At 44.1% G+C, this 16,526-nt stretch carries 14 protein-coding genes; 4 read left to right on the top strand and 10 right to left on the bottom strand.

From position 1 onward, the window contains the following. Window positions 1-82: 82 nt before the first annotated feature. The 8 genes from MZ182_RS02960 to MZ182_RS02925 form a co-directional block, all read right to left on the bottom strand. Window positions 83-784 carry a DUF3581 domain-containing protein gene (locus MZ182_RS02960; RefSeq protein WP_011790759.1) on the bottom strand — a complete coding sequence of 234 codons (702 nt, stop codon included), beginning with the start codon at window positions 782-784 and terminating at the stop codon, window positions 83-85. Window positions 785-983: 199 nt separating this feature from the next. Beyond that, the gene (locus MZ182_RS02955; RefSeq protein WP_011918643.1) at window positions 984-1,214 is read right to left on the bottom strand and encodes a hypothetical protein; all 231 of its coding nucleotides are present in this window, start codon (window positions 1,212-1,214) and stop codon (window positions 984-986) included. A 144-nt stretch (window positions 1,215-1,358) separates the two neighbouring features. After that, window positions 1,359-1,754, bottom strand: a complete 396-nt coding sequence (locus MZ182_RS02950; RefSeq protein WP_011790761.1) for a DUF2391 family protein — start codon at window positions 1,752-1,754, stop codon at window positions 1,359-1,361. A 79-nt stretch (window positions 1,755-1,833) separates the two neighbouring features. Beyond that, window positions 1,834-2,112: a peptidylprolyl isomerase gene (locus MZ182_RS02945; RefSeq protein WP_248067817.1), complete on the bottom strand. Its 279-nt coding sequence runs from the start codon at window positions 2,110-2,112 to the stop codon at window positions 1,834-1,836. Between the two features lie 151 nt (window positions 2,113-2,263). After that, window positions 2,264-4,564 carry a penicillin-binding protein 1B gene (mrcB, locus tag MZ182_RS02940; RefSeq protein ID WP_248067873.1) on the bottom strand — a complete coding sequence of 767 codons (2,301 nt, stop codon included), beginning with the start codon at window positions 4,562-4,564 and terminating at the stop codon, window positions 2,264-2,266. An 81-nt stretch (window positions 4,565-4,645) separates the two neighbouring features. Next, window positions 4,646-7,186, bottom strand: a complete 2,541-nt coding sequence (hrpB, locus tag MZ182_RS02935; protein ID WP_411028097.1) for an ATP-dependent helicase HrpB — start codon at window positions 7,184-7,186, stop codon at window positions 4,646-4,648. A 57-nt stretch (window positions 7,187-7,243) separates the two neighbouring features. Beyond that, window positions 7,244-9,451, bottom strand: coding sequence for a putative bifunctional diguanylate cyclase/phosphodiesterase (locus tag MZ182_RS02930; protein WP_248067814.1), 2,208 nt, complete (start codon window positions 9,449-9,451; stop codon window positions 7,244-7,246). A 278-nt stretch (window positions 9,452-9,729) separates the two neighbouring features. Further along, window positions 9,730-10,509 (bottom strand): tetratricopeptide repeat protein, encoded by a 780-nt coding sequence (locus MZ182_RS02925; RefSeq protein WP_248067812.1) that lies wholly within the window; start codon window positions 10,507-10,509, stop codon window positions 9,730-9,732. A gap of 422 nt (window positions 10,510-10,931) precedes the next feature. Between MZ182_RS02925 and crp the strand changes: the two genes are divergently transcribed. The 4 genes from crp (at window position 10,932) to MZ182_RS02905 (ending at window position 13,977) form a co-directional block, all read left to right on the top strand. Next, complete coding sequence (gene crp / locus MZ182_RS02920) at window positions 10,932-11,567, top strand: cAMP-activated global transcriptional regulator CRP (protein WP_011070954.1); 636 nt, start codon at window positions 10,932-10,934, stop codon at window positions 11,565-11,567. A gap of 82 nt (window positions 11,568-11,649) precedes the next feature. Beyond that, window positions 11,650-11,997, top strand: a complete 348-nt coding sequence (locus MZ182_RS02915) for a PepSY domain-containing protein (protein ID WP_011790766.1) — start codon at window positions 11,650-11,652, stop codon at window positions 11,995-11,997. After that, a complete protein-coding gene (locus tag MZ182_RS02910; protein ID WP_011790767.1) occupies window positions 11,978-12,652 on the top strand; it encodes a response regulator transcription factor in 675 nt (224 codons plus the stop codon). Before MZ182_RS02915 ends, MZ182_RS02910 begins: the two co-directional genes overlap by 20 nt. After that, the gene (locus MZ182_RS02905) at window positions 12,649-13,977 is read left to right on the top strand and encodes an ATP-binding protein (protein WP_248067810.1); all 1,329 of its coding nucleotides are present in this window, start codon (window positions 12,649-12,651) and stop codon (window positions 13,975-13,977) included. Before MZ182_RS02910 ends, MZ182_RS02905 begins: the two co-directional genes overlap by 4 nt. A gap of 85 nt (window positions 13,978-14,062) precedes the next feature. Here MZ182_RS02905 and MZ182_RS02900 read toward each other — a convergent pair whose 3' ends face one another. After that, window positions 14,063-14,866 carry a DUF1338 domain-containing protein gene (locus MZ182_RS02900; RefSeq protein WP_248067809.1) on the bottom strand — a complete coding sequence of 268 codons (804 nt, stop codon included), beginning with the start codon at window positions 14,864-14,866 and terminating at the stop codon, window positions 14,063-14,065. Between the two features lie 195 nt (window positions 14,867-15,061). Further along, window positions 15,062-16,522, bottom strand: a complete 1,461-nt coding sequence (astD, locus tag MZ182_RS02895) for a succinylglutamate-semialdehyde dehydrogenase (RefSeq protein WP_011918638.1) — start codon at window positions 16,520-16,522, stop codon at window positions 15,062-15,064. Between the last annotated feature and the right edge of the window lie 4 nt (window positions 16,523-16,526).

Raw genomic sequence — 16,526 nt, 5'->3', positions numbered from 1 at the left:
ATTACATCATTCATTAGCGCTATTTATGGATGCATAGCGCTTTGCCTACAGACAAAAAACCACGCGATGACCTAAGCGTCTATCAATAATCTATTTTACGGCCTTCATAGGTTGCGCACATTTGCTGCACAAAAACCTCATCGTAAGCACGTAATCCACTCATCACTAAGGTCTTTATACCTGTTCCGACTAAGGTATCACCACTGTGTAACTCAAAATGCAAAGTCACATCGCCGCGTTTGCCATCAATTTTAAGATCTTGTCCAACGAGGGATAAAGTGACCTCAATAAAATCAAGTGTAGTGAGATCGAACGACATGCTTTCGTAAATCACTAATGGGCGTTCTGGATTTATCATCACTTGATGCTGTTTCATTAACGGCACTAAGATATCGATGAAATTATGTCCAGAGAAAGCAACATATTGACGAATAAAGGATTCTGTCTGCGCATCACAACAACTTACATCACCCTGACGGCTGACATTAAGATAGGCTTTTTCACGACTATCGCAAATCGAAAAACTATCATTAACCTGCTCTGGAAATTGCAATTCGACGCCATCCCCCACCATGCCCGCAAAGCTAAATTTCATGCTCTGACTCAAACCATACTGGGTTAACACTAAAGCAAACAGCAGATCTCCGGGGACACAAAAACGCTTGGCGCCGACATCATGTATAGGATTAAAATCCTGTGCAACTTTCTTAGCGAAATCGCTAGCCTGCTGTGCCGAAACTGAAATTGCTTGATTTTGCTTTGAAAAATAAGGCGCTAGAAACATATAAACTCTATTAGTAATGACTCAAGTAGGGATGGATAACAAAATTCTCACGAGTCTACCTTAATTTAGGTATTTCACTCACCCGATGACTTGAATCCAACGAAGCCGTAAAAGTAACACCGTGATAATATTTGTAAAGCGAATAACCTCGTTGTTGCATTTCACATTGCTAGCGCATTTCCATCGCAACATGCATCTTTTAGACTTTATTAAACTCACGTTTTAATTGAAAACCATCGTCAGTCACTAACTGCTCTAGCACCTCAACACGACGACGCAGCGTTTCTAACTCGGTGCGCAGCACTTGGTTCTCCTGTGCTTGCTCATGACTCGCCAATCTTTGCTTTTCACGGATCTTCATAATTGCCACAACATATCCTCCCACAATCGCAAGTATGGGAATAAGTAAAGCAAGAGCACCATTGTTCATAATCCATTCCTTTCGTTTTAGGGTGTGTTGACGTTTCAGGGTTATTTTTGCAGTGAAATTTAATCTCGAAACGCAGTAACAATCAGTATGTTCAAGATACGCCAAATACACCAGTGACAAAAGTCATGAGATTTGACTGCAAAATCATTCCTTATCAAAACTATCCACAACGATAGCGCCCATAGAGGCCGGCATAGTAATCACTATGATCCGTTTAATCGAGGTCAGAGGATCCTCAAAAAATGGCACTTTATCGAGGCAAAACAGCACCAGAAAAACAACAAGTGCAGTGAGCAAATACGCCACCACTATCCGAAAAATAAACACAGGGATCCGTGTTCGAATATTCTGCTGGAACACGCTGTGGTAAGTAAATACTCCGAGAAATAACAACGATAAACTAAAGAGCATAGCAATATTTAATAAAGGCAACGTTTCGCCAAGTTGCCACGCTTCCTCAGAAAATGCGATGGGAACCGCAAGGGCAAAAGCGCCTACACATACTTGGCTCGCATCTTCGGTGTTAAAACTAAATTTCATGCTGATCGCTCCCTAATCTTCCAATCTATTTGATTAGTCGAAAATAACGTTCGGTGAAGATGCGCTTATTACTGAGGTATTAAGTGCGATAAAGCACTTTAACGACATGCCAGCCAAACTTCGTTTTTACTATATGTGGCACCAATAACTCGCCCGAAAATGCGATTTTATCGAACTGTGGCACCATTTGGCCTTTTTTAAACTCACCTAAGTCGCCGCCTTTTTTGGCTGAAGGACAAGAGGAAAAACGCTTAGCGAGCACAGCAAAATTAGCACCATTATTTAGCTGCTTAACAATATCCTCAGCCTGCTCTTTGTGTTTCACTAAAATATGCACGGCGGCAGCGGTTTTAAACATGTCATTTCTCACTTTGAGTTAACGTCCCGAGCAAAAGGAAGAGTGACATCCCGAGTTTGCTCTCGATAACATCACTTCCATCGACACAGGTTCTACTGGTTTTATATTCAACACATCAGTGCGTTATTGGCCAATAATCGCCCCGATTAACCTAGAAAATCTTCTGCCACCATTGCAAAGGTTCACCGCAATTTTGTGCAGGATTATAGGTTCCCTTTAATGCGGGTAGAGCTTCGACATTGCCACAACCCGCTTCTTTAGCGATGCCGGTATCACGGTCAAAATAGCCTCGCACAACACCTGGAACCGGGATTGAGCGTAAACCAATTGGTGGGCGCTCACTTAAGAAGGATTGATATACCGCCATGGCGCCACTACTACCATATAGGCTAGTTTTGCCATTATCGTCCCGTCCTACCCAAATTGCTGCAACATTACGCTCATCAAACCCCGCAAACCAAGAGTCACGGCTATCGTTACTCGTTCCCGTTTTACCCGCTAGCGCCACCCCAGGGAAAGCATTACCTAACCGTGTAGCCGTACCAGAACGCACCACCTGCTGCATCGCATATTGCACGAGAAAATCTGTTTCGGGTGTAATGGCTTGCTCTTTAGGTGAACGAGTCACTGGCAAAGGTTCATTATGGCTATCCAATACTGCAGTAACGGTTGTGAGCTTACGATAAGCCCCATTATCCGCTAGGGTCTGGTACACCTGCGCGACCATCAGAGGAGAGCCATTCACTGCCCCTAATAACATCGATGGATATTCGTTTAAGGGCTCTTCCCAGCCAGATTTGGCTAGGGTGGTTGCTACTGCGTCCACACCAACCGCAATCCCCAAGTTTACCGTGGGCACGTTCATCGATTTTTTCAATGCCGTTAACAGGGATACTTGACCACTAAACTTTTTATCGAAGTTTTGGGGAGACCAAGTTTTACCTTGTTCATTTTTTAAGGTAATAGGCTGATCTTTTAGCGGTGTCGCCAAAGTGAATTTGCTATTAGGCGCCAATGCCGTCGCGTACACAAAGGGCTTAATTAACGAGCCAATAGGACGGCGAATTTCAACGGCGCGGTTAAATCCATCAAACCCTGGCGTTTTATCGCCTACCATTGCGGCAATACCGCCGGTGTATTTGTCGGTCACCACCATACCAATCTGCAATGATTTATTGCCTTTATCTAAACTTTTAAAGGTTTTCATCACTGCATTTTCGGCCGCTTCTTGGGCCATTGGGTCTAGGGTAGTATAAATTTTCACACCAGATTGTTTCAGTAAAGCATCACCATAACGTTGATTTAGTTCTTGCTTCACCAAAGCATAGAAAGCAGGTAACTTCTGATGAACAGGCTTATTTTGACTACGTAAGCCCAATGGAGACTCTACCGCCGCCTTATACTGTTCTGTATTTAATTCACCCGCATCCATCAATAAACGCAATACGAGATCGCGTCTTTCTTGACTACGATCTGGATATTTCCACGGATTGTAGTAAGACGGACCTTTAATTGCTGCCACAAGAAATGCCTGCTGAGGCGCAGTCAGTTCGCTAATCGGACGTCCAAAATAAAATTGCGAGGCCAGCCCCATGCCGTGTATGGCACGGGATTTATCCTGCCCCATATAAACTTCATTTAAATAGGCTTCGAGGATTTCTTCTTTGCTGTAGCGAAAATCAATAATCACCGCCATTAGTGCTTCCCGCACTTTACGCAGCAAAGAACGCTCACTGGACAAGAAAAAGTTTTTTGCAAGCTGCTGTGTCAGCGTTGAGCCGCCTTGTACTGTTCGTCCAGCACTTAAGTTGACAAACGCAGCACGCAGAATCGCAAAAGGATTAACGCCATGATGTTCATAGAAACTGCGATCTTCCACTAGAAGTAATGCCTGAATAATCAATTTAGGCATATCTTCGGTTGGCACAAATAACCTGTCTTCACCGTCGCCAGCAATAATACGATCAAGTAATACGGGTTCTAAGTGAAACACCGCTAATTGACGCTTATCTTCTATCCGCGCGACGGAACTTACACCGTCACTGTCGAAGCTTATCATTACTCTTTGTTCTGCTTGATCGCCCTCAGGATGTAAAAATGGTCTACGCCATAACTCTATACGCGTACTTGAAGCTGAAAATTCACCGACTTGGCGAGGATTAGCGACCTTACGATAACCGAGCAATTTAAGTTCAGCCATTAACTGAGGATGACTGACGGCGGCACCGGGGTACAAGGCCATGGACCGGCTAAATACTTGGGCGGGTAGATGCCATTTTTGCCCTTCAAATTTTTTGGCAATAATTTGATCAAGATAAATACTGTAAAAAGTGACTACGGCAAGCACTACTAAAGTCAACTTCCAAGTGAGCGACCAGATGTGCCCAAAGAGTCCACGACTCCTTTTTGCCTTGCGCTGAGCGGGTGTTTTTTTTGTCGTCTTAGTTGTCATATCTACTTCATCATTCACACATTTAAAGACATCAGTCACGGGCACAACACCTAAATGTTGTAAATCAAAGCAGCCTAAAAGCTATGACTGAGATAAACCCAAGGTTTTCTTCTTGGTATATTTTGTAGGTAAAGTATTCACAGGATCGTCCGGCCACAAATGTTTTGGATAACGACCACGCATTTCTTTTTTGACTTCAACATAAGGGCCCTGCCAAAAGCTGGCTAAATCGGCTGTAAGTGCTAATGGTCGCTGTGCTGGCGAGAGCAACTCCATCGTCACCTTAAGTTTGCCCTGTGCCAATATTGGGCTTTGTGCCATACCAAAGGTTTCTTGTAATCTTACCCTAAGCAAAGCTCGCCCAGAGGCGTCATACACTATCGGGGCATGCGTTCCAGTGACTAACGCCCAAGAGGTTGGCAAACATGTCTCGAGCATTTGTTGCTGCTGCCAACTTAATTGGTTTGCGACAAAGCTAAAACAATCGAGTTTCTGTAACTGCGGCAGATTATTCACATTTTCAAGGTAAGGCGCCAGCCAAGTTTCAAGGTTTGCCAATAATGCAGTGTCACTGATATCAGGCCAATCAGTACTCGCATCCAGTGCTTTAGCCAACTGGAGTCGATATTGGAGTTGTTCTAAGTTGTCGTTCCAATTGAGAATTTTTAATCCCTGCAAACGGATATAGTTCAGTAATGCGGCCACTATTTGTGGGCGTTCAGGCTTAGAGATTGAATCAGACCTGAACAATATTTGGCCAATCTTATATTGGCGTTCTGCCACTACTCGCCCTTTTATCTCATCCCAACCGCATTGCTCTGTGATATTTAGCAGGGGCTTTAGTGCCTCATCGAATAGATTGGGGTGCAACTGACTTGCCAAATAGATCCGACCTGCACTTTTACCTTCTGTTTCTTGAAAATCAGCGACAACAAGCCATGGTGTTTGCGCAAGTCCATCCTCCGCGGCGAGCACAACTCCCGTGCCATTAGCCAATTGATATCCCTCTACGCCCCGCGCCCTCGCGATACGATCAGGATAGGCAAATGCCAATAATAACCCGACATCTTTATGATGAGCATGGGAGGCTATCACGCTTAAATCACCAGACACGGCTAACTTTCTTTGCCATTGTTTTACCTGCTGCCCCACTTGTCCCTGAGTCGCAAAGTACAGGTAATTCATCATATCTGCACCCTTTTTGGGTAAGCCTCTGGCCTCTAAAATCCCCGCAAGCAAACAGGCTAAGCTAGATAATTCTGGTTGAGATAACTGCTCAGCTAAGGTTTTAGCACTCAGTAACATATGGGCAAGCCGAGGATGGCAACCTAACTCATAGGCAGCTTTACCGTGGGGAGTTAACTTATTTTGACCATCAACCATTCCTAAATGCGCTAATAACTGCCAAGCGAGTGCTTCATTTACCTTGGGGGGTGAAGTCAGTAACATCAAGTCACTAAAGGATTTAGCCCCCCAATAGGCACAATCGTGGGCCATTGAGACAAGATCCGCTTGGCAAATTTCAGGCTCATCGGCCTTTAGCATTCGCCCTTGTTCTTCTTGGCTCCATAATCGAATACATACACCCGCGGCTAAACGCCCTGCACGCCCTGCACGTTGAGTTGCCGAGGCTTGACTAATGCGTTTTAAACTGAGGCGAGTAACGCCAGTTTTAGGATTAAAACTGGCTTGACGTTTATAGCCACGGTCGATAACAAAACCAATATTATCAATTGTTAAGCTCGATTCTGCCACGTTGGTTGCCAATACAATTTTACGCTTTCCCTGTGTCGATACCGCTATGGCGCGATCTTGCTCAGCACCAGAAAGCTCACCGTATAATGGACATATCAAGAAAGTATCACTGTCGAGACGCTCACCCAAATACTGCACTAATCGCAGGATTTCAGCTTTGCCGGGTAAAAAGACTAATACATCATTGTGAACGGTATTTTTTTCAGTAACCGTATTTGCACTGACAAGCTCGACAATACAGCGACCAAGATGCTCCAACCAATGCTGCTGACTTGGCACGGGGCAATATTCAACTTCAACGGGGAAACTGCGACCTTCGCTGTGTAAAATCGCCGCCGAGGGCATTAATTCACCCAAGGCTAAGCCCGATAACGTCGCCGACATAGCCAATATTTTTAAATCATCACGCAGGGAAGCTTGTACTTCGAGCGCTAAGGCAAGGCCAAGATCCGTTGTAAGATGCCGCTCGTGGATCTCATCAAAAATGATCACTTCAATCCCTGTTAACTCAGGATCTTGCTGGATCATCCGCGTTAAAATCCCTTCGGTAACTATCTCTAAGCGTGTATTGGCGCTGACCTTAGACTCTCCACGCACCCGATACCCAATCTCTTGCCCTACGTTCTGTTGTCGGCAGCGGGCAATATAATGTGCCACACTACGGGCGGCGACTCGACGAGGCTCAAGCATTAGAATACGCCCAGTGACTTCAGGCCAATCCAACATAGCCAGAGGCAAAGCGGTAGATTTACCCGCCCCAGTAGGCGCCTCAAGAATGACTTGCGCATGGGTAGAAAATGCCTCACGCAGCGGAGCAAGTAGAGAATAAATAGGTAGAGAGTTCAAGGATATGATATCAAAGTTCAAAACAGGTCGTCAGTGTACTCATAATCGGCTTTAATACCAACCGTGCAGGTTGTGGATTTAAGGCTGTAAACCACTGTTCATATCAAGCCAAGGCCGACTTAGCCCTGAAGTTAAATCAGATAAACGAGTGGGTTTGTTAATCGCGTAACCTTGGGCGTAGTCGACCCCGAGCATCTGTAATTTAAGGCCAATTTCGGGGGACTCCACAAACTCAGCGATAATATCAAATCCCATGTCTTGCCCCAACTGACAGATAGCCTTAACAATAGCTTGATCCGCGGGATCCTCACAAATATTAAGGACAAACTGACCATCAATTTTGACAAAATCCACATTAAGACGTTTGAGATAGGCAAAGCTTGAGAAACCAGCTCCAAAATCATCTAGAGCTAACTGACAATTAAGGGGACGTAATACTTCAATCAATTTTGTCGCCTGTTCTAGCTGACTCACCGCTGCCGTTTCAGTAATCTCAATACAAAGTTTGTCCACCAACTCCGGCTCGGTCATTAAGCGCATTTCAAGCCAGTTCATAAACTCACTGTCTCCTAAAGACGTGGCCGATAAATTAACGGAAACAAGATCCAACTGCTGCCAAATCGCTAAATGACTACTACCCCATTTAAGTAAATTATCTATCACCCAAAGATCGACTTTAGAAGCTAAGTTATAACGCTCAGCCGCGGGCAAGAAAATCGCAGGAGAAACAATAGTGCCGTTCGGCTGCACCATACGCAGTAGGATTTCTAAATGTAGACCTGACTCACGGCGATTTAATGGTGTAATAATTTGAAAATAAAGCTCAAACTGATTCAATGCAAGGGCACTGACAATATCAACTGAGGCCATCATCTCAGTATAAAGTCGAGTCATCTTAGGATCTTTGGCGCTGTATAAATGCCAACCATTGCGCCCTTTATCTTTAGCAAGGCGACATGCCGCATCCGCTTGACTCATCACAGTGTAAATATCAGCAGCCGATTTATCGAGCTTGGCAATGCCCATACTCACACTGACATTATGGCAACGGTTCTCCCAAATAAACTCATGGGTTGCAAGCTGGGTACAAATGCGATTAGCAATATGCTGCGCCGAATCCACGTTGCTGTAATGCATCAAAATACCAAATTCATCACCACCAAGGCGCGCAACAATATCGCCTTTGCGGACAAGTTGTTTTAGACGCAAAGCCAACTGACACAGGAGTTTATCTCCCGCTTGATGGCCGTTCACATTATTGATGACTTGAAATTGGTCGACATCAATAAAAGCAACGCAGGTCGGCATGTCATCCCTTGCTTGTAGAAGATTCTCAAGCAATGCCTCAAAATGTAGTCGGTTGGGTAAGCCAGTCAGTGCATCGTAATTAGCATGGAAAGAGAGTTCATCGGCTAAGCGATACTTTTCACTCACATCTTCAGCTATCATCACCAGCGTATTTTTATCACCATGGATCTGGCTGAAACTTAACCTTAACCAATCGAGTTGATGCACCGATTTTAACGGTAACTCACACCAAGCTTGACCTAAGACGCCCTCACGTACCATATGCAAGGTATCGTTGAGCATGGCGTATTCTTCTTCTCGTACCATCTGGAATAAATCATATCCATGCTGCACAGGTAAAGTTTGCAACGCCACTTTATTTAACATTGCCAGTTGATTATGTTTATCGAGTAACGCACAGGCTAAAGGTAACTGATTAAATACTTGACGGTATTTATATTCACTTGCCAGCATATTTTGGGCAATTCGAGTCAATTCCATTGCAGAGCCAATCATCACTGCGGCATGACTAAACTCATCAATAAACGCATTACTCCAATCACAACACTCAGAGCAGTTAACCGCGCCTAGAGCTATCCGTGTTTCGCCAAAAATGACGGGAGGTAAAACCAATAAACTTTTTACATTCCAATCTTTTAGTAGGGCTCTTTCAGCCAATGCCTCATCGGGCAACCGATTAACATCAGGCACATTTAATAATCTTGGTGAACGTACCAACGAACGAAAAAAAGGCATACGTGCTAAAGGCCAAACTCGGATCTGTTGTCCCTTAGTAAATTGCGGTTTTAAATAAAGATTTCGAGTGCGTAAATGGTCAAGAGACTGGCTTCCTGTCAACACAAACACTCCATCACAGTGGAGTTGTAAGGTAATAGTCTCTAGGGCTCGGTCAACATTCTGCTCTAAGGTTTCTAGCGGGGTTTCGCTAAAAATAGTGACGAGTGCCTGTTGGAGTGGATTGGCTAAACCATCTGACATTTCAAGGTATTTCCTTACCTAACATTCCATTTAAGGTGTTATCAACTTACGTTGAGCATAGAAATTTGAATAATCAAAAACGGCTAATGAATAGCTATAAAATAACAAAATGACATTAACCGCTACGGAAAAAAGTATAGCTTATTCAGAAAAACACACTTCTTTATGATTGGTCAAGATTTAGCCTGAAATAGATTAAATCCTGCACTCAATAAGCAGGACTGATAAGGAAAGTCAGATAGAAAGTAGGGGCAACAAACACGAGAAAGTCTAATAATTTATTCAACCAAACGTAAGGTTTCGCGATAGGCTCGTTTTTGTTCATAGGTTTGTAACCGCTGAATGAACTCATCCGTCTTAGTCAGTTCAGCACTCATCTTTAAAGCTTCAATCGCTTTTTGCTGGGTCAATATTGCAGCACTAAAATCACCAATTTCTGCATAGGCAGCAGCGAGGTTATCTAAATTAGTAGGATCGTTTTCATTTACTTTAAGTAACTTTAAGGATAACTCAACCGCTTTATTGCCATCGCGATATTCAGCCTCAGGGCAAGTCGCAAGGATCCACGCCACATTACCCAGCGCAATATCATCACCCACTTGGGTAAATTGCTCGACCGCTTTACCACAATTACGTACAACGCCATCACCGCCAGAGGCATAAATAAAACCTAAACGGAACTGAGCCCAACGATTACCTCGTTCACTCATCACTTTATACCAATGCTCTGCTACCGAGAGATCTCTGGCAATAATTTTGCCCTCAAAGGATAAATCAGCCAGCGTTTGCTGTGCTTTCTCATGCTGTTGTTCAGCAGCCAGGGATATCCAATACATGCCAGATGGCACCTCTTGTTCCACATAGCGCCCAGAGAGATACATCAGCCCCAATAAAAATTGAGCATCATCACTGCCATGCGCCGCCTGAACTTGGATTAGCGCAAATTTACTCGCTGCAATTTCAGCTGCAGGTTGTGGAATAGAAAATGCGTGCGCAACAGAACTAAGCCCTACGCCTAAAGTTAAGCCTATGCTCAAAACCCATTGTCTGTATTTCACCTTACTTACCTCACCTCAAAGCGACCACACCATAAAGTTAGCCTGAATTTTTTGGATAAGTCGAGCCTAAATCGCACTAAAACCAAGACTAAAATGGGATAATAAAGGGATATTTTCTCGAAATAGCAAAAGTAATTACCTCGTACAGTGGCATTTTTTTTATTTTTGGCTCAAAAAATTCTTAAAATGCCTTATAAGATGTGATTAACTCGACAGAGTTAACTGAATCCGATGAGTTTCGTACCGATTTAGTTGACTAATATCACTAAAGTAGCAAAATAAGCTCTAATTTTAGATGGTTAATTGCATTTATTCACTTATTCTAAACTAAGACTTCTATCAAGTTTTTGTGAGTCTAATTGACGTAAAATGCTTATTTAGAATATCCTTACTTTCGTTTTAATCAATCGAGGAACATCAACATGGCTCTGATTGGTAAGCCAAAACCGGACCCAACTTTGGAATGGTTTTTATCACACTGTCACATTCATAAGTACCCTGCAAAGAGCACTCTTATCCATGCTGGTGAAGATTCAGATACCCTTTATTACATCGTAAAAGGTTCTGTTGCCGTATTGATTAAAGATGAAGAAGGTAAAGAGATGATCCTTTCTTATCTTAATCAAGGCGACTTTATTGGTGAGTTAGGATTATTTGAAGAACAAGCAGAACGTACCGCTTGGGTTCGAGCTAAACAAGCATGTGAAATTGCAGAAATTTCATATAAAAAGTTTAAGCAACTGATCCAAGTTAACCCTGAAATTCTGATGAAACTGTCAGCTCAAATGGCTTATCGCCTACAAAGCACGAGTCAGAAAGTCGGCAATTTAGCGTTTCTTGATGTCGCAGGTCGTATAGCACAAACATTATTGCACTTAGCTAAACAGCCTGATGCAATGACTCATCCTGATGGGATGCAAATCAAGATCACTCGTCAAGAGATTGGCCAGATTGTAGGCTGTTCACGTGAGACTGTCGGTCGAATCTTGAAAATGCTTGAAGAGCAAAATTTAATTCAAGCACACGGCAAAACCATAGTGGTATACGGTACCCGTTAAGTTAGTCTTCAGCTTGATTTAAGCCTGTTTCATTAAAGTGGCCTAGCATAAATTCTAGGCCATTTTTTATTGGGGTACACAAATGAAACGGCTGTTTTTTATCTGTTTTTTCAGTCTGTTCGCACTGGTGTATCCAACAATAATCAATGCTGAACCGATTGAATTAGAACACTATCAAGTCAAAGATCTCGTTAACTCAGGACAAATTCTGTCGCTCAATGGTACCCTTGCGGTTGTGGATCAATTTTGCCAAGGTGAACTAATTGATGCCCATCTCTATCAAGAAGCGCATAAATGGCGCTATGATTTACAAATTAAAGTTCAGCGCGGCCAAATCGTTAATCTGAGCATTGATGCAACCAATGGCCAACCCGATCAATCCATTGCACTACCGAGCGAATGCCAAAAAAATGAAACTGCTACTCGTTGAAGATAACCCAATGCTGGTCAATGAACTGGCAAAGCAACTCAAACTTGCTGGCTACGTTACCGATATCACAGACAAAGCACTGGAAGCCGATTACCTCATCAAAGAAACTCAATATGATTGTGTGATCTTAGATATTGGCCTACCCGATGGTAATGGACTCGAATTGCTCGAAGGCTGGCGAAATCAAGGTATTAGTACGCCAGTGATCATGTTAACGGCTCGTAGCCAATGGCATGAAAAAGTCGAAGGTTTTAATGCGGGTGCTGACGATTACCTAGGAAAACCTTTCCATGCTCAAGAGCTGCTTGCTCGCATACAAGCACTGATTCACCGAGCCCATGGACGCTTAAATACTCCCAGTAAACAACTCACCTATGGTGGCGTTACCTTAGATGAAACGGAGCAAACAGTAAAAGTAGCCGATCACCTATACGAGTTAACAGCCATGGAATTTAGATTGCTTAAGATTTTTCTTATGTCACCTAAAAAGCTGTTATCTAAAGCACAGCTAACCGATAAACTCTATCAATTTGATGATGAAAAAGAGAGTAACGTCGTAGAAGTTTATGTGACACATCTACGTAAAAAACTCGGTAAAACCGCTATCGAAACCCGCCGCGGTCAAGGTTATATTTTCCACGGCGCAATTCAATGATATCCATTCGCACTAAGCTCAGTTTATGGTTAACGGGCTTAATAGTGCTGGGCACAGTGATTGGACTCATCTTATTTGAGTCCATGTTGCGCCAAGCTTTTCACGATTCGATTATCAATCGTTTAGAAGAAGATCTTGAACATATCATGCTGGCGACCCATATCAATGATGGTGATATCAGCATAGATCAAAGCCAGCTTTCCAGTTTTTATAAACCTGCCTATTCGGGCCGCTATTTCCAGCTTAATCTGCCAAATGAAGTGATTCGCTCACGTTCATTATGGGACATGCAATTAGATATTGAACCATTAGCCCCAAATCAAACCCGAGTTTGGCAAGCTAAAGGCCCAAAAAACAATGATATGCAACTGTTATCCTTGGGATTAAATTCGAGTAGCGCCAATGTCACAGCCACCCTGACAGTGGCGCAGGATCTCAGTATTGGTAGACGCGTATTTAGTGAGGTTTATGGCACTAAACTTGGGGTCAATCTAGCGATGCTAGTAGCGATGATCATGGGGATCTTTTTAATTCTACGTCAGTCTTTTAAACCCGTTAGGCAAATCCAAGATGCGCTATCCCGTTTACAGCAAGGGGAGATCAACGCTCTCGAACTGAGTAATATCCCCCCGGAAGTAAGGCCACTAGCAAAAACCTATAATGAACTACTCGAATACACCGCCAAGCAAATTGAACGTAGTCGCAATAACTTAGGTAACTTGAGCCATGGGCTCAAAACGCCACTGGCGGTGATGCAGCAACAGGTTGAAGCACTTGGGCTTAAAGATCCTGAAACCGCCATAGCCTTGCAGCAGCAACTTGATTCGATTCACAAGATGGTCGAGCGTAAACTGGCGGCGGCAAGGATCACAGGCGACATGCTTCCTGCGGCGCAATTAGTGATCCCAAGAGATTTACACAGCCTAGCCAATACCCTTAATAAGGTCCACCGCAACAAGTCCATCGAATGCAATTTTGAACTCGATCCCAATATCCTACGGCTGCCGATCCACAGAGAGGATGGCATGGAGCTCCTAGGCAACCTATTAGACAACGCCTTTAAGTGGGCTAAGTACCAAGTGAGTATTCAGCTATCACGTCAGCAAGAGCGTCTCTGCCTTTGTATCGATGATGATGGCCCTGGGGTTGCTGATGATGAGCTAGATAAACTCACGCAGCGGGGAACAAGATTAGATGAGGCTGTAATGGGTCACGGCTTAGGTTTATCGATAGTGAAAGAAATTGCCGAGCAATATGAGATTGAACTTAAATTTGCTCACAGCACTCGCTTAGGTGGATTGAGGATCGAACTGACCTTTAGCTAGATGTCTTATTTGAGCTATTCATAAAAAACGCCATCGAATCGATGGCGTTTTTTTATACTCAAAGCGAGATGAGGCCCTGATGAAGTTAAGCTTTATTCACGTTGGTACTTTCAAAAATCTTGTCGGCAGACGCCGCTACAAAGCCCGTGTAAAGCTCGCCATTTGCCATAGGATAACGCAGGGCAAACTCATAGAAACAACTTGGGATTTCTACTGTCGCATTAGTAAATTCAACGCCAATTTTATCGGCCATGGTCGAGGATTGCTCTAACAACACCTCTGGCGAACCTTTAATCTCACCACCAGAACTATTGAGCACAAAGCCTGCTTGTTTCAAAGCATTATTCACTGACTCTAAGGTATCAAAACCATCGAGGTGATTGATAGACACAGTAAAATGGTTTGCACGATAACCAAAAGCGGCTACCCAAGCAGCATATTCACTCTCGGCTAATAAATCCTCATAGGTTTGAGAATCCAATGACCAATGGCAGCCTGAGTAGATAAAATTATCCGCCGTTGTCGCGGCGACATCCACTTGGGCGATTAAACCTTGAATGGTCGCTTGTAGCGCTGGGCTAAATTCTTCAACTAACAACTCAGAGATAAACACTTTAGGCTGAGTCGAGTCTGGATGTTCAAAATGCTTAGCCACCAGTTTTTTCTGCTCGAACTTATAATCACCACAAGCAACATAGCCTAGTGATGTGAAATGCTTAGCCAGCACATCCAAATTCACTTTAGCGATGTTAAAAGTACGTAGGGCGATATGGTCGTTGATGATCGGCTTACCATGACCCAGCAGCGCGTGCACTTTTGCCGCAGAAGGGGTCATTTGAATATAGTCTTGCCACAGGGCGGCAAATAAGGCGTTGATGTCAGTATGCATAAAAACTCCTTTTATTGTGCTGCGGTTATTGCTGTTATTGTGCCGCAAACACTAAATGTAACGACCTAGATGCCACTGTTGCAGCGTCACACATACCCACAGTAGAAACTCAAGTCACGTTACTGCTTGTTATTAAAAAGGAAGAACATTCGTCCTTCCTCCTCTTTACCACATAAAAGTCAAATCTCTACCCGCTTACAAGCTCAAACCTGGGCTTAGTGTCGCGGGTAAACTAACGGCATCAGCCTCGACCGAAGCAACGGGGTAAGCACAGTAATCGGCGGCATAGAAAGCACTCGCTCTGTGGTTACCCGATGCGCCTACGCCACCAAAAGGCGCCGCGCCCGATGCACCTGTGATTTGTTTGTTCCAGTTAACAATGCCTGCACGAATACGCGCGAGGAAATAATCATAATCTTCACGGCTATCGGCAAGTAATCCCGCAGACAAACCATAACGCGTTTGGTTAGCCAATTTGATCGCCTGATCGAAATCGCCATAGCGCACCAACTGCAATAGAGGCCCAAAGTATTCTTCATCCGGCAATACATCAATTGCCGTTACATCGATAAGGCCAGGAGAGACTAAGCCCGTTCCTGCTTGTAAATGCGTTAATTCAACGAGCACTTTACCGCCTAAATCGAGTAGATTGGCTTGCGCCGCAACCATACCTTTGGCGGCAGTTTCTGAAATCATTGAGCCCATAAATGGCTGTGGCTGCGCATTCCAAGGACCGACTTTAATCTGTTTAACCGCATCGACTAACAGGGCAATCAGGGCATCACCCTGCTCGCCTTGCTCAACGTATAAACGGCGTGCACAAGTGCAGCGTTGGCCAGATGAGATATAAGCTGACTGCAGAATATCGTGCACTGCAGCCTTAATATCCTGTACCCCTTTGATGATCAGTGGATTATTGCCACCCATCTCAAGTGCTAAAATTTTGCCAGGATGACCCGCATATTGTTGGTGTAATAGGTGTCCTGTACGTGAACTGCCCGTAAAAAACAAACCATCGATCTGAGGATGTGAGGCTAACGCCTTGCCCGTATCCACTTCACCTTGAACTAAGTTGATAACCCCCGCAGGTAAACCCGCTTTATCCCAAAGCTTGACCATCAACTCGGCCACTTTAGGCGTCAATTCAGAGGGTTTAAAAATCACAGTATTACCCGCAAGTAACGCAGGCACTATATGACCATTAGGCAAATGACCGGGGAAGTTGTAAGGACCGAAGACAGCTACAACACCGTGGGGTTTATGGCGAATAACGGCGCGTCCGGCTGGCGTATCATTGGCTTCTGTGCCCGTGCGCTTATGGTAAGCCGCAGCCGATAGCGCAATTTTACCTATCATGGCGCCGACTTCGGTTGCAGTTTCCCACTGAGGTTTACCGGTTTCTTGGGCTATGGTTTCAGCCAGTTCCGCTTTATTGGCTTCGAGTTGGCTGCGATACGCTTCAACTATGGCTAAACGTGCGTCAAAACCTAACATAAACCAATCAAATTGTGCAGCGCGCGCAGCCTCAACCGCGGTATTAACCTGCTCTGCGGTAGCTGTTTTTCCGCACCAAATAGTTTCACCATTGGCAGGATTGATTGAGGTCACGTCATGACCGTTACCAGTATGCCATTGGCCTTGAATATAATGTGTCATGTGT

Source organism: Shewanella sp. JNE2 (genome assembly GCF_023159115.1).
GTDB lineage: Bacteria > Pseudomonadota > Gammaproteobacteria > Enterobacterales > Shewanellaceae > Shewanella > Shewanella putrefaciens.
The sequence above is the reverse complement of the archived record's forward strand: the minus strand, read 5'-3'. Positions and strand labels throughout refer to the sequence as shown.